At 63.6% G+C, this 13,835-nt stretch carries 10 protein-coding genes and 1 pseudogene; 5 read left to right on the forward strand and 6 right to left on the reverse strand.

Annotation, left to right across the window (positions count from 1 at the left end; all coding sequences use genetic code 11):
* Positions 1-160 precede the first annotated feature (160 nt).
* Positions 161-1,342, forward strand: coding sequence for an acyl-CoA dehydrogenase family protein (locus tag ACDELDRAFT_RS12630; protein WP_005797285.1), 1,182 nt, complete (start codon positions 161-163; stop codon positions 1,340-1,342).
* 129 nt (positions 1,343-1,471) lie between these two features.
* Complete coding sequence (locus ACDELDRAFT_RS12635; protein WP_005797287.1) at positions 1,472-2,587, forward strand: acyl-CoA dehydrogenase family protein; 1,116 nt, start codon at positions 1,472-1,474, stop codon at positions 2,585-2,587.
* Positions 2,588-2,781: 194 nt separating this feature from the next.
* Here ACDELDRAFT_RS12635 and ACDELDRAFT_RS26005 read toward each other — a convergent pair whose 3' ends face one another.
* The 4 genes from ACDELDRAFT_RS26005 to ACDELDRAFT_RS12650 all read right to left on the reverse strand — a co-directional run bounded on the left by ACDELDRAFT_RS26005 (position 2,782) and on the right by ACDELDRAFT_RS12650 (position 8,014).
* Positions 2,782-2,916, reverse strand: a complete 135-nt coding sequence (locus ACDELDRAFT_RS26005) for a hypothetical protein (RefSeq protein WP_269763830.1) — start codon at positions 2,914-2,916, stop codon at positions 2,782-2,784.
* A 239-nt stretch (positions 2,917-3,155) separates the two neighbouring features.
* The gene (locus ACDELDRAFT_RS12640; RefSeq protein WP_005797291.1) at positions 3,156-3,767 is read right to left on the reverse strand and encodes a DUF3617 domain-containing protein; all 612 of its coding nucleotides are present in this window, start codon (positions 3,765-3,767) and stop codon (positions 3,156-3,158) included.
* A 152-nt stretch (positions 3,768-3,919) separates the two neighbouring features.
* A complete protein-coding gene (locus ACDELDRAFT_RS12645; RefSeq protein ID WP_157764926.1) occupies positions 3,920-6,955 on the reverse strand; it encodes an IPTL-CTERM sorting domain-containing protein in 3,036 nt (1,011 codons plus the stop codon).
* Between the two features lie 357 nt (positions 6,956-7,312).
* Positions 7,313-8,014: a response regulator transcription factor gene (locus ACDELDRAFT_RS12650; protein ID WP_232504764.1), complete on the reverse strand. Its 702-nt coding sequence runs from the start codon at positions 8,012-8,014 to the stop codon at positions 7,313-7,315.
* A 48-nt stretch (positions 8,015-8,062) separates the two neighbouring features.
* Between ACDELDRAFT_RS12650 and ACDELDRAFT_RS12655 the strand changes: the two genes are divergently transcribed.
* Positions 8,063-10,126, forward strand: coding sequence for a sensor histidine kinase (locus ACDELDRAFT_RS12655; RefSeq protein ID WP_081470126.1), 2,064 nt, complete (start codon positions 8,063-8,065; stop codon positions 10,124-10,126).
* A 102-nt stretch (positions 10,127-10,228) separates the two neighbouring features.
* A complete protein-coding gene (locus tag ACDELDRAFT_RS12660) occupies positions 10,229-11,539 on the forward strand; it encodes a tetratricopeptide repeat protein (RefSeq protein ID WP_005797300.1) in 1,311 nt (436 codons plus the stop codon).
* A 108-nt stretch (positions 11,540-11,647) separates the two neighbouring features.
* Here the strand turns inward: ACDELDRAFT_RS12660 and ACDELDRAFT_RS12665 are convergent, their stop codons facing one another.
* Together ACDELDRAFT_RS12665 and ACDELDRAFT_RS12670 are read right to left on the reverse strand one after the other, a co-directional pair.
* On the reverse strand, positions 11,648-12,589 hold the full coding sequence (locus tag ACDELDRAFT_RS12665; protein WP_005797302.1) for a bestrophin family protein: 942 nt from the start codon (positions 12,587-12,589) through the stop codon (positions 11,648-11,650).
* Positions 12,590-12,707: 118 nt separating this feature from the next.
* The gene (locus tag ACDELDRAFT_RS12670) at positions 12,708-13,265 is read right to left on the reverse strand and encodes an HNH endonuclease (protein WP_005797304.1); all 558 of its coding nucleotides are present in this window, start codon (positions 13,263-13,265) and stop codon (positions 12,708-12,710) included.
* A 166-nt stretch (positions 13,266-13,431) separates the two neighbouring features.
* Between ACDELDRAFT_RS12670 and ACDELDRAFT_RS12675 the strand changes: the two are divergent.
* A pseudogene (locus tag ACDELDRAFT_RS12675) lies at positions 13,432-13,835 on the forward strand (bifunctional riboflavin kinase/FAD synthetase); the annotation flags it as partial.

Below are 13,835 nucleotides of genomic sequence, written 5' to 3' on the forward strand. Positions count from 1 at the left end.
GCGCTGGAGGCCGAAGTGGCCGGCCTGCGCGCCACCGTCCAGCGCCTGTGCGCCGAGCTGGGCATTGCGCCCGAGGCCGCACCGGCCCCCATGTCACCACCCGGACAGGATTGAAACGAACGCCCGTGCTACAAACACAGCTTCTCAGGAGACGAACCCCATGGATCTTGCATTCACCCCCGAAGAACAGGCCTTTCGCGACGAAGTTCGCACCTGGGTCCGCAGCAACCTGCCACCCGAGATTGCGCACAAGGTGCACAACGCCCTGCGCCTGACCCGTGCCGACATGCAGGGCTGGGCCAAGATTCTGGGCAAGAAGGGCTGGCTCGGTTTTGGCTGGCCCAAGGAGTTTGGCGGCCCCGGCTGGACGGCCGTGCAAAAGCACCTGTTTGAAGAAGAGTGCGCGCTGGCTGGCGCTCCCCGCATCATCCCCTTCGGGCCCGTGATGGTGGCCCCGGTGATCATGGCATTTGGCAATGCCGAGCAGCAAAAGCGCTTTCTGCCCGGCATCGCCAGCGGCGAGGTGTGGTGGAGCCAGGGCTACAGCGAGCCGGGTTCGGGCTCGGACCTGGCCAGCGTCAAGACCCGCGCCGAGCGCGTGGGCGACAAGTACATCGTCAACGGCCAGAAGACCTGGACCACGCTGGGCCAACATGGCGACTGGATGTTCAACCTGGTGCGCACCAGCACCGAGGGCAAGCCCCAGACCGGCATCTCCTTCCTTCTGCTGGACATGAAGTCCAAGGGCGTCACCGTGCGGCCCATCAAGCTGCTGGACGGTGAATGCGAGGTCAACGAGGTATTCTTCGACAACGTCGAGGTGCCTGCCGAGAACCTGATCGGCGAAGAGAACAAGGGCTGGACCTACGCCAAGCACCTGCTGAGCCACGAGCGCACCAACATCGCCGACGTGAACCGCAGCAAGCGCGAACTGGAGCGCCTCAAACGCATCGCCAAGACCGAAGGCGTGTGGGATGACCAGCGCTTCCGCGACCAGATCGCCCTGCTCGAAGTGGACATCGTCGCGCTGGAGATGCTGGTGCTGCGCGTGCTGTCTGCCGAGAAGTCGGGCAAGAACTCGCTCGACATCGCCGGCCTGCTCAAGATCAAGGGCAGCGAGATCCAGCAGCGCTATGCCGAGTTGATGATGCTGGCCGCCGGCCCCTTTGCCATGCCCTTCATCGAAGAGGCCATGGAAGCCGGCTGGCAGGGCGACTTCCCAGGCGGTGTCACCGCCAACGCGCCGCTGGCATCCACCTACTTCAACCTGCGCAAGACCACCATCTACGGTGGCTCCAACGAAGTGCAGCGCAACATCGTGGCGCAGACCGTTCTGGGCTGACGCCCAGAACGGTCTGCGCCTTGCGCGACAGGACTGCTCCCCCGTGCCCCCTCCGGGAGGGGGTTCCCGATAGAGCTTCGCTGGTTGTTGAGGGCGCCACGGCGCCACAACCGGCACAAGGAGAGACACATGGATTTCGATTTTTCTGACGACCAGGAACAACTGCGCGACGCCGTGCGCAAGTGGGTGGACAAGGGCTACACCTTTGAGCGCCGCCGCGCCGCCGTGGCCGCAGGCGGTTTTGACCGCGCCGCCTGGGGGGAACTGGCCGAGCTGGGCCTGACCGCCCTCACGGTGCCCGAAGCGCACGACGGCATGGGCCAGGGCGCCATCGATGCGATGGTCGTGGCCGAAGAACTGGGCCGCGGCATTGTGCTGGAGCCGATTGCCCAGGCCTTCATGGCCAGCAGCGTGCTGTCGCACTACGCACCCGCCGACGTGCAATCGGCCTGGCTGCCCCGCGTGGCCAGTGGCGAAGCCCTGGTGGTTCTGGCGCAACAAGAGCGCAAGGCCCGCTACCGCCTCGATGTTTGCGAGGCAAAAGCGGCTGCAGCGCAAGGTGGATACGCGCTGACAGCTACTAAAAGTATAGTACCTGCCGGTGACCAGGCCGATGCGTTCATCGTGCCCGCGCAGCTCGACGGCAAGATGGCCCTCTTCCTCGTTGAGCGCACCGCCAACGGCGTCACCACCCAAGGTTATGTCACGCAGGACGGCAGCCGCGCTGCCGAAGTGAAGCTCACCAACGCCCCCGCCACGCTCATCACCACCGACGGCCTGGCCGCGCTGGAGCTGGCCGTGGACACCGGCATCGCCGCCACCTGCGCCGAAGCCGTGGGCGTGATGGACAAGACCGTGGCCATCACCGTCGAATACATGAACCAGCGCAAGCAGTTCGGCGTGTTCATTGCCAGCTTCCAGGCCCTGCGCCACCGCGTGGCCGACATGAAGATGCAACTGGAGCTGGCCCGCTCGATGAGCTACTACGCCAGTCTCAAGCTGGGCGCCCCCGCTGCCGAGCGCCGCGCCGCCATGGCCCGCGCCAAGGTGCAGCTGGGCCAGTCCATGCGTTTCGTGGGCCAGCAGGCGGTGCAGCTGCACGGTGGCATCGGCGTGACCGACGAGTACATCGTGAGCCATTACTTCAAGAAGCTCACCCAGCTGGAAGTGCGCTTTGGCGACACCCTGCACCACCTGGGCGAGGTGTCTGCCCGCATGCAGGATACGGCTGGCGTGTTTGCCTGATGGGATCTGGCCCAGGCGCGTAACACCCGCAAACGATGCCCGTGGACTCCCGGCCCACGGGCATTTTTCTTTTTGAAGACACTCGGATCAACACGCTTTTCCTGCACCGCCGATCACTCCCGCTGGGGCGGCGGCTGCCGCCAGCCCAGCCCTGGCCGGGTTGCGCCACCCGCAGCCCCAGCCTGGCCGAGGCCCTACACATCGTCTTCGTCTTCGTCTTCGTCTTCGTCTTCGTCTTCGTCAACGGCAATGGCAATGGCAATGGCAATGGCAATGGCAATGGCAATGCCGATACTGCGGCAGGCCCCCGTGTGGTGTTGCGAGTTCAACGGCTGGGTGTGCCCCAGGCGCAGGCGCGGCCAGCGCCCAGATCCAACCCAGCAAGTGGTACGCGCGCCATCACGGCAGAATTCAACGGAGAGTGGGTCGTCGGCCGGACTTGGCCTGCTGCGCGAGTGCAGGTCGTGATGCTGGAGACCAGCCCGTCAGCGGGCCCGTACTCCGTCGCATCGGCCGGGAATAGGGGCGTCTACGACGCAGCGCGGTGAAACTCCAGCGCTAACCGTCGTCAGTGCTTATGTCCTTCGTGGTCATGGCTTTCGGCGCGCTTGCGGTCGTCCACCACGTTCACCGTGACGCCATTGGGCAGCACCATGTCGCCCGGCCGTTGACTTGCTGAGCACGCGCCCAGCCAGCGGCCTTCAAACACCATGCGACCGGTGTTGTTGAAGGGCGTCTGGGGATACGTCACGTTGTATGTGCCGCTGTAGGCGGACTGCAGATCGCCCCGCAGTTCCATTTGCGCGTTCAAGCGGTTCCCGTGCACGTAGCACACGGTCGTGATGTCGTAGCCCGCACCCTTGGTGCGACGCGGGACCTTGAGCCCGTGGCAATCGTCCTGGCCGGGCATGATGGACGTCAACATCGCCGGCTCTGCCTCGGGGCTCGTGCATTGCCGTACCGTCAGGGGCCGCTGTGGCGCCTGACCAGCGCGCTTCAAAACCAGGTCGTCGCTGCGCACCGTCACCTCCCACAAGCCGCTCTTGCGTGCAGGCAGTGGGGGTTGTTTTGCGGCTTGCGCCTTCGTCGCCTGTTTGGCGGTAGGGGCTGGCTCATGCGCGGCACCGTGTGCCGCCATCAACGCCACGCACAGCGCAAGAACGCTTTTTTTGTACTGCATGCTTCCCACGACACCAACTTCAAAAGTGATAGCAACTCGCGCTTTAAGGACAAGCGCTAGCGGCTCATTTTATTAAAAAACCAGCGATACCATCGGCATCACTGGTTTCTGGTCAGTGCACGAGGGCCCTGGCGTCTGCTTTTTAGCAAGTCTCAATTCATCTGACGACGGCGCATGCCGATCATGCCCAGTCCGATCAGGGCCGATAGGAGGATCAGACCCCACTCACTCAACGTGGGGATGGACGCCACTTGCCCGCTTCCCGCGCCAGCAAAGGCAAACGACACGGCACATGCCGCCGTCGCATTGGTCACCGTGTAGGTGTAGGGCGCCGTGGCGCTCAGCGTGCCCGTGCAGGTGGACCCCGCCAACACACTGGGAACCATACCGACTGCGGAAGGTGTGAGCGTCCAGACGCGCGTATCACCTACCGCCAATACGGTGTCTCCGGCGGCGTTCTGACCTGGTGTGGTCACCGTGCCGTTGCCGCCCGGCACAGTGGTGGTCACCGTGATGGCGTTGGCAGCAGCGATGAACTTCACCTGCACTCCGCAATCCACCAGCGCATTGCTCACCGTGAAGTCATTGCCATTGCGCAGGCCGGTGCAGGTGCCGTCGAACACCGGCACGCTGCCGCCGCCAGGTGTTGCGGAGAAGGCCTGGCCACCACCCCGCGCCACCGTCGTGCCACCGTTCGGGGTGATGGTGCCGGTGCCGCTGGTCACGGACGAGGTGATATTCACCGCCTGATTGGTGAACGACACGCTGAACGCACAGTTGGCGTTCACGGGGGACACTGTGTAAACAGTGCCCATCAGCGTGCCCGGGCAGTTGCCCGTCACCAGGGGGTAGAAGCCCGGCGCTGGCGTGAAGTTGTAGGTGCGTGATCCGCCACGCACCAGGTTGACGGTTCCTGTGGTGTCAATGCTTCCATTGCCACCGGAGGCGGCCGATGTCACCGTCACCGGATCGTTGGTGAACGAGGCAATCACCGTGCAGTCGGTGGTCTCGTTGGTCACCGTATAGGTGTTGGCGGCGATGTCCTGGGTGCCCTTGCAGGTGCCCCCCACCACGGGCGAGTAGCCTGCGGCGGGCGTGAGGGTATAGACGGTGTTGTTGGCACCGGGGACCAGCGGCCCGGAGGCACCCAGCGGGCTGATGGAGCCATTGCCCCCCACCACCGACGAAGTTTGTGCGACGGCGATGGCGAACGCCACCGTGAAACCGCAATTGGCGTTGACCGGGTTGACCGTGTAGGTGTTGGGTGAAACACCCGTGTCCAGAACGCCCGTACAAGCCGTACCCGAAGCCGGGGGCAAAACGTAGGTCGTTTTGCCCGCGTTGGGGGTGATGCTGAAGACCGTCGATGCGCCTTCTTCCACCTGTCGGGGTGCAGACGATGTCATGGTGCCGCCGGGCAGCAGCGTGGGCGTAACGATGTAGGCACGGGCGAATTCGGCTGTGGCCGTCACGTCAGTCGCACCCACGGTGACCACGCAGACGCTGCCACTTGTGCTGGTGCAGCCCCCCCAGCTTTTGAATACCGAACCTGCCTGGGCCACGGGCGTCAAGCGCACCTCGTCGCCCTGCGCCACCGGTTGGGTGGTACCCGCAGCGCTACACACAGAACCCGCGCTTCCACAGGCCAGGCCGCTGGGTACCGCAAGGATGTGACCCGTGCCGGTTCCCGTGGTGTTGGCCGTCACGTTACGCAGGGTGCCCACGGACGTGTTCATGCCGGTCGTGTTGTTGGACGACTGGGTATCCTGCGTGCCAGCAGGCGGCGCCACCGTGACGACCGTGGTGGCGGGCGTGCCCGCGCCAGTGAGCGTGCCGCCCGTGTAGGTATAGACGAGACTCTGGCCCGGGGGCAGGTCGGCCGTGCTCGTGGAAATGGGCCCGGCACCACTGCTGGTGGCGCCACAACTGGCGGTGCTGCCCACGGGCACGGCACATGCCCAGCTGCCACCGGCAACGCCGGTCAAGGTCTGGTTGACGCTGGCGCCCGTCACCCCCGAGCTGCTGTAGTTGGTGACCGTCACCGCATAGACGGGGGTGTCGGCAGGCGCGTAGGAGGACTGGCCACCATTGGTCACCACGACCCCCAGGTCGGTGGTGGGAGTGACCAAGGGCACGATGTTGGTCTTGACCAATGGGCCGATGAAGGGGCTGGCCGTGTCGGAACGCACATCGTAGTCGCCGTTGTTGATCACGGCGTTGGGGCCCGATGTAGCCGCACCCGCCGGCACAGAGAACGTGACGTCAAAGCTCCCGCTCTGGCCATCGTTGAGCAGGCCGCCACTGCCCACCACGCACTCAAGATAGTCGGATCGCGGCGAAACCCCGGTGTACGGGCCGGTACATGAAGCAGGCCACGAGCCGGGTACGAAGGTGGTGAACAGGCCGTCTTCCGTTTTAGGAGCAGCGACACGCACCTTGGATCCCAGGGCAATCACGCCGCTGTTGTTGGCGTAGTTGTAGGTGTAGGTGACCTGATCGCCAGGCTTGGCAGCCGATGGACCTGACGATGAAATCGCAAGGCCCGGCATGAAAGCGCCTACGGCATCCACGTAGACACGCGCTTCGTGCGTGGCCGCACCCGGCTGGCAGTTGGAGGCGTAGATGATGAGCATGACCTGATCGCCCACGTCCAACTGGCCATTGCCAGGCGCGATGTCGAAGCCCTGCCAATCCGTATACCTGTAGCTCCCGGCGGTCTGCCAGGGCACTCCAGACTGGTTGGCGTAGTTGTAGGTGTTGAACATCACCTTGTTCTTGGTGAGGTTGCGCACTTCAACATAAAAGTAGGGCTGCTGCGTTGGGCTGTGCCCGCCGTCCACCAGCACAGGAGCCATGCCAAAGCGCACATGCACCTTGTTGTCCACGGGGTCCACTTCCGCAACGGTCATGGTGGCGACCTGCTCAATGGATGAGGCAAGCTTTGCACCTTGGTCATTGAGCTTGAGGGCATTGTTGCCCCACCGAGGCGCCGTCAGCGTGCCCGGATTCGTGGCGGGAACATTGAAGACGGGGGTGGTGACAACGGCACTGAGTCCATTGCCCAGGGCTGCGCCACTCAGCCCCAATTGACTCAGCGTGACGCCGGTGGCGGGATTCGGTACAGGTGGCGAAGCAGGAAGCACCGCACTTCGGGTGTAAGTGCGATGCGTCCAACCGGTTGGAGGCATGGTGGTGTTGTCTTCAAACCCCCCGTTAGCAAACCCTGCATGCACCAGCGGCGTCCCCAGAAGAGCGCCTCCGACTGCTATCGCCCATACGCCGCGCTGGCACTGCCGGGCCAAGCCCTGCAACACCTTCCAGACATTGATCGCTTTCAACACATTCCCCCCCTTGGTAGATCCGCTGCCGACAGACACACTGGCGGCAGCAGACAGACAACACGAACAGACACTTCACACACACATCTGGCAGGCAAAGCCATCCCCCCGGTGGCCGACAGGCCACCGAAACAAGGCTTCTTGGGGGTGGGGTTAGTGGGGTGATCGGCACCGGCACAGCCGATGGCGTCCCCGGCATGCATCTGTCTAGATCACGAAAACAAGCCCTTTGCCGAACACTGCGCGCACCGGCAAGGCCATGCCGGTATCAACGAGCGTCTTGCGCCGCAGGCGCGTCAACGCGGATTCAATACGATGGAAATCGTCTTCCAGATCCCGTGCACCTACAGATTCGGACAACGCCTGTTTGCTGATCACGGCACCAGGCGTCTGCATCAGGCAGGAGAGAATTTCCAGTTCGCGCGTGGTGAGCGACACGCTTTTTTGATTGGGGGCTTGGAGCCTGGCAGCGGGCTTGTCGAGGCGCCACACAGGCAGGACGGGGGCACCGCCGGAATGCAGCCTCTGGTTGCGAAGCTGGGAACGAATGCCCGCCACCAGCTCCTGCATGTCGACGGGTTTGACGAAGTACTGCAGGGCCCCAGCGTTCAAGCCTTTGATGCGGCTGTCCAGATCTGCACGGGCCGTCATGAGCACTGTGGGAACGCCCTGCGTGGCCAGGCGCTTCACCAGACTGAGCCCATCTTCTCCTGGCAGCCCGACGTCGATGACCACCAGGTCCACATGGTCGCGCAACAGCCGGACATAAAAGTCCTCAGCCGACTCGGCGCCCCATGCCTCGAAGCCGGCGCGTGTGAGATACCGACAGACATTGGAGCGGATGTCTTCATCGTCCTCAACAACAGCGATGGTGGCTTTGGAATCTAAGGCGGATATCACTTGCGACACAAAACAATTTGATACGTACCATTGTGTCAGCGACGATTCAAGCCGGCCATGCACAAGAACTCACAAGAACTCACAAAACATCCACCCTCTTTATCGACCCGCCTGGGTTTACTGTGTGCTCTGGTTTCATCTTTGCTGCTCTTGGGCGCGGGGTCGCTTGCCCACGCGATGGACGCCATCTCCGCAAGCAGCTTTCGGCTGGGACTGGATATTCCAATGGAGAGGATCGATGACCGGGAAAACCGCCTCGGCCCGGACGACGTTGGCAATGCCGAACGAGCCCCCGCGAACACGATCACGGCCACGCTGAACCAGTCACTGAACGCCGGCTATCTCCAGCATGTGGTATGGCTCAGATTCCAAACACCCAGTCCGCAGGGGCACACAGACGACGAGCACCTGTGGCTCCTGGCGCAGCCCACCTACCTGGACCATGTCACGCTTTACCAGCAAAGCGAGAAAACCGGCCAATGGCTCCCCCAGTTCAGCGGAGATCTCGTGCCATTCACGCAAAAGCCGAACGTCAGGCAGCACCTGTTCAAGCTGTCCGCAGGCAAGCTCGCCCTGGTCAGGATTCAGACAACCAGCGCCACGCAATTTCAAGGCAAGGTGCTGTCCCGCCAGGCGCTGGAGCACGAACTCGCGGCCACGGAGCGCAACCAAGGCCTTTACTTCGGGACTCTTTTTGCGCTGCTGGCGGGGATCGCCGCAGCAGCGGTCATCTTCCATGCCGCGGCCTTGCGCGCACTTGCCGTGCTGGGGCTGGTCAGTGCACTGCACCTCGTCAGCGTCCGTGGCTACACCCACCTGTGGGCGCCTCCGCAATGGACCGAATGGGCCAGCTACGCGGTCGGTGTGGGGGCTTTTGTCATTGCCGCAGCGGTGGCCTGGCAGATCAAAGTCCAGCTCACCGACCGCACGCGCTATCGCAAGACCGGCAGATTTCTGAGTGCGCTCACGCTTCTGAACCTGCTCTGCATAGCCAGCGTTCCGCTGAACTTCTACGGCTCCATCGCATGGGTCAACCTGATCTCACTGCTGGTCTGTGATGTGATTGCCACAGCGTTGTGCCTGATCGCTTTGCGCCAAGGCCGGAGAACAGCACAGCACGCCGTCTTGCTGCTCGCGTATGGACTGCATGCCCTGGGTGGAGGGCCCATCGCGCTCATCATGGTGGGGCAATCCAGATGGGACATCGACGCCACGACGTTGTGGCAAACGGAATTGCTGCTTTTCATAGTGCTTCTGGCGATGGCGATTTTTGTCGGAATGGTGGTGCGCTACCGGCAAGCCATCGCAGCGAAGGACCTGGCCATCAAGCGCCTTGCAGAATCCGAGCAACGCTTGGAAGACCGGATCGCAGTGAGAACGGCCGAACTCTCACTCGCACAGGTGGCACTGGGTGAATCGCTGGAAAGCGAACGCACCCTGCGGCATGAACAACGCCAGTTCTTCTACATGATCAGCCATGAGTTCCGCACCCCACTGGCAGTGATCGACAGTGCGGCCGCAGAACAGCAGGAGTTCCCGTCACTGGAGCTGGCCAGCCAAATGGAGCGTGCCGCTCAGATCCGCAGGGGGTGCAGACGCTTGACCTCATTGGTCGATAGCTGCCTGATCAATGAACGGATGGATGCGGCGGGCTTTACGCTGCATCCATCCCCTGTAGTGGTGAACGATCTGATGGAGCACGCAGCCCAACTGGTGCGCTGGTCACCCAAACACCATCTCAGATTGTTCACGCAAGCGGCTCCCCACGAGTGGATCTGCGACGGCATGCTCGTGAGCATCGCCCTGTCGAATCTGGTGGACAACGCGGTGAAGTACGCCAAGGCAGGAGAGATCTTCGTCGCAGCCAAAAAGAACGAAGCAGGCCTGCTGGAATTTTCCGTGGCCGACGAAGGTTCTGGCATGTCGCTGAACGTGATGAACAAGATATTCACGCAGTTCGAACGCGGCGACCGCACAGACCAGACACGCGGATTTGGCCTGGGACTGTGGGTTGCGCGCCGCGTGGCACTGCTGCACGGCGGAGAGATCGACGTGGAATCCCGGTTGGGACACGGCACCTGTTTCACGCTGACGATTGCCGCGCAGCGCCTGGCGAGGTGAGGAGGCAATGAATCCTGGATAATCGCGGTTTCATAGCCAATCCACAGGCACAGCAAAGCCTGGCAGGCCGCAACAGGCTTGTTTGCAGCGATCCATGCCCTCATGAGCGTTACCGCGACCGACCCCAACCTCAAGCACCTGAACAAAGCCCGCGAGCAGATCGCCAAGAATGATCTCAAGAATGCGGCCCTCACCCTGAACAAGGCCCAGGCGGTGGTGCCCAACGATCCCCGGGTGTTCATGCTGGCCGGCCTGATGGCCGAGAAGTCCGGCAACATCAAGGGCGCGTTCGAGGCCCTGCGCCGCAGCGTGTCGCTGGCGCCCGACTGGGGCCCGGGCTTGCTGGAACTGGCCTTGCTGCTGGCCCGCCAGAACCAGTTCCAGGAAGCCGTGGAAACGGCTGAAAAAGTGGCGAAGCTCGAGCCCAAAAACTTGCAGGTGCTCGCCGGCGTGATCGACATCGCCCACCGCGCTGGTCACGCCGAAATGGCCGTACGGCACCTGCGCCGGGGTCTCGAGCTGGTGCCTGGCGATGCCATGCTGCGCCGCCTGCTGGCACGCGACCTCAGCGAGCAAGGCAAGCACGAGGAATCCGTGGCGATGTGGACGACCCTGGTCGCCGAAAATCCGGCCGACCCGCAGGCGCTCGTGGGCCGCGTGCAGGCGTGCATCGCCAGTGGCCAGCCGGCCCAGGCACTGGCCGACACGCAGGCGCTGCTGGCCCTGGCGCCAGACGACGCCGTCTACCAGTATTACGCCCAGCTCGCCCGCGGCGAAACCCCTGCGCAGCAACCGGCCGAACTCACCGGCCCGCTGTTCGACGTGATGGCGGAGTTCTACGACATGCACATGGTGCGCGGCCTGCGCTACCAGTTGCCCAAGCAGATCGCCGACAAGATCATCGCCCGCTACCCCGACAAGAAGCTGAATGTCCTCGACCTGGGGTGCGGAACCGGCCTGCTGGGCGTCTGCCTGGGCCGCCTGGACGGTTTTCTGATCGGCGTGGACCTGTCGCGCAAGATGGTCGAACAGGCGGCGCGCCACAACGTGTACGACCGCTTCCACACCGTCAACCTGCACGATGCGCTGCGCGACACCCCTGACGCCCTGTACGAGGTGATCACGGCCCTGGATGTGTTCATTTACGCAGGTGACATCACCCAGGCCATTCCCGATGCCTTCCGCATCCTGGCACCAGGTGGCCAGCTGATGTTCTCGTGCGAGACTGCAGGTGAAACCGGCCCCGACCTGGCGCTGCTGCCCGCCGGGCGCTATGCCCACAAGCGCAGCCATGTGGAGGCCCTGTGCAAGGCCGCGGGTTTCGATCGCCTTGAGGTCGAGGAAACCGTGCTGCGCAACGAAAACAATGCGCCGGTCCATGGCTTTGTCGTGGTGGCCCACAAGCCGGCCTGATACGCCACGCCCCATACAAAAAAAGGCCTGCAGTGCGCTGCAGGCCTTTTTTCATGGGCAGCAGGAAGGGGTATCCGGTCTGTGAGGGCTGGCCACCCTGCCGGCGCTTCAGGTAAGCCGGAAATTCACGGGCAGCAACGGCGGCGGAAGGTCGGTTTCACCCAGCGATTCCCGCAGGTTGATTTCGATGGCCCGGCACAAGGTATCGAGCGGCAGGTCGTTGCTTTCCAGGCCGAAGGGTTCCTCGATTTCGTCGCCCAGCGCGTCCAGGCCAAAGAAGGTGTAGGCCACGATGCCCACGACGAACGGCGTCATGAACCCTGTGGTGTCCACCAGCCCGAAAGGCAGCAAGAAACAGTACATGTAGGCCGTGCGATGCAGCAGCAGGGTGTAGGAAAAAGGCACGGGCGTGTTCTTGATGCGCTCGCACGATGCCGCCGACGCCGTCAGCGACGACAGCGTGCCGTCCACCTGCGCTGCCAGGCACGGGTCGATCTGGCCTCGGCGCACGCATTCACCCAGGTCGCGCCCCATCTGCAGCATGAGCGTGTCGGCCGGGTTGGAGGTGCCGCGCGCCTGCTCGAACTCGGCAGGGGTAAGCCACCGCTGCAGCACCGGGTCGTCCTGCTCGTCGCGCAGTTGCAACCGCAGCGCGTGGACAAAGGCAATCGCCCGGTGCACCATGCGCACCCGCACGTCCTCCGCACGGCGCGCCGGGTCGATTGGCTCGGGCAGGTGGATCAGCCCCTGGCACTGGCGCGCCAGCGTGCGTGTGCGGTGCACGATCTCGCCCCAGAGCTTGCGCGCCTCCCAGTAGCGGTCGTAGGCGGTGGTGTTGCGAAACCCCAGGAAAATCGCCAGCGGCAGGCCGATCAGGGTGAAAGGAATGGCCGTGAGCGTGATCTTGACGGTGAAAAGATTGCCGTGCACCAGGGTCACCAACGTGGCCAGCAGCACGTTGAGCGCCAGGGTCAGGCGGATGCGCTGCAGCACCGAGCCGCGCAGTACAAGAAACAACCGCAGCCCCGAAGGGCGCTCACGAACAATCATTCCAAGAATTAAGGGTAAACCCTGATTTGACCACAATCAATCGCAGATCGACGCCGACGCAATCGCTTAGCCGACAGGCCTGCTGGGGCAACGGGCCGGCGCGGGCCCGGCGGGGCACCTACACCAGCAGGCGGGAGGATTTGGGCACGTGCGCCATCAGGAATTCCATCTGGTCGGCCAGGATGCGCCGATTGCGCAGGATGAAATCTTCCCACAGGCTGGGCACATACGGCGCGTACAGCAGCGGCATGTGGGCCTGCTCGGGGGTGCGCGGACCCTTGCGGTGGTTGCAGGGGCGGCAGGCAGTGACGACGTTCATCCAGTGGTCCTGCCCATTGCGCGCGAAAGGCACGATGTGCTCGCGCGTCAGGTCCTCTTCGTGGAAATGGCCACCGCAGTAGGCGCACACGTTGCGGTCGCGCACGAAAAGCTTGCTGTTGGTCAGGCTGGGCTTGAGATCGAAGGGGTTGATGCCCGGCACGCCGCGCGTGCCGATGATGCTGTTGACGGCAATGACCGACTGCTCACCCGTCAAGGCACTGTGGCCGCCCCGGAAACGGGCGATCTGCCCACCCGATTCCCAGCGCACCTCCCCGGCGGCATAGTGAATCACCGCCTGCTCCAACGTGATCCACGATTGGGGCAGCCCCTGGGCTGACAGCTTCAAGACCTTCAAAACACGCCTCCCGGAACAACAGTACGCAAGGATTGGCAACGCGGATGTCTCGCAGGTCGCCGGCACCAGGCGGCCTGTGGGTCACAATATACTCCGATTTCATGACAAATTGGCGTCTTGCGCTTGATGCATCTGCGCAAGCTGCTATCAAAACAATATCAAACCGATGAAGATCTTTCGCGGCTTTCACCACCCGGGCATCGCCCGCGCCTGCGCGCTGACCATTGGCAACTTCGATGGCGTGCACCGGGGGCACCAGGCCATGCTGGCCCTGCTGAGCAGTGAGGCCGCCCACCGGGGCGTGGACAGCTGCGTGCTCACGTTCGAGCCCCATCCGCGCGACTATTTCGCTGGCGTGCACCGCAAGCCTGAGCTGGCGCCCGCACGCATCGGCACGCTGCGCGACAAGCTCACCGAACTGCAGCGCTGCGGCGTGCAACAGACGGTGGTGCTGCCGTTCGACGCCCGGCTGGCGGCCCAGTCGCCCCAGGCCTTCATCGACGAGGTGCTGGTGCGCGGCCTGGGCGCCCGCTACGTGCTGGTGGGCGATGATTTCCGCTTCGGCGCCCA

Source organism: Acidovorax delafieldii 2AN (genome assembly GCF_000175235.1).
Lineage (GTDB): Bacteria > Pseudomonadota > Gammaproteobacteria > Burkholderiales > Burkholderiaceae_C > Acidovorax > Acidovorax delafieldii_B.

Bases quoted from the DNA above. Each gene is read 5' to 3' on its own strand.
- ACDELDRAFT_RS12630 (WP_005797285.1), top strand. From the start codon at position 161: ATGGATCTTGCATTCACCCCCGAAGAACAGGCCTTTCGCGACGAAGTT.
- ACDELDRAFT_RS12640 (WP_005797291.1), bottom strand. From the start codon at position 3,767: ATGCAGTACAAAAAAAGCGTTCTTGCGCTGTGCGTGGCGTTGATGGCG.
- ACDELDRAFT_RS12635 (WP_005797287.1), top strand. From the start codon at position 1,472: ATGGATTTCGATTTTTCTGACGACCAGGAACAACTGCGCGACGCCGTG.
- ACDELDRAFT_RS12655 (WP_081470126.1), top strand. From the start codon at position 8,063: ATGCACAAGAACTCACAAGAACTCACAAAACATCCACCCTCTTTATCG.
- ACDELDRAFT_RS12645 (WP_157764926.1), bottom strand. From the start codon at position 6,955: ATGCCTCCAACCGGTTGGACGCATCGCACTTACACCCGAAGTGCGGTG.
- ACDELDRAFT_RS12665 (WP_005797302.1), bottom strand. From the start codon at position 12,589: ATGATTGTTCGTGAGCGCCCTTCGGGGCTGCGGTTGTTTCTTGTACTG.
- ACDELDRAFT_RS12660 (WP_005797300.1), top strand. From the start codon at position 10,229: ATGAGCGTTACCGCGACCGACCCCAACCTCAAGCACCTGAACAAAGCC.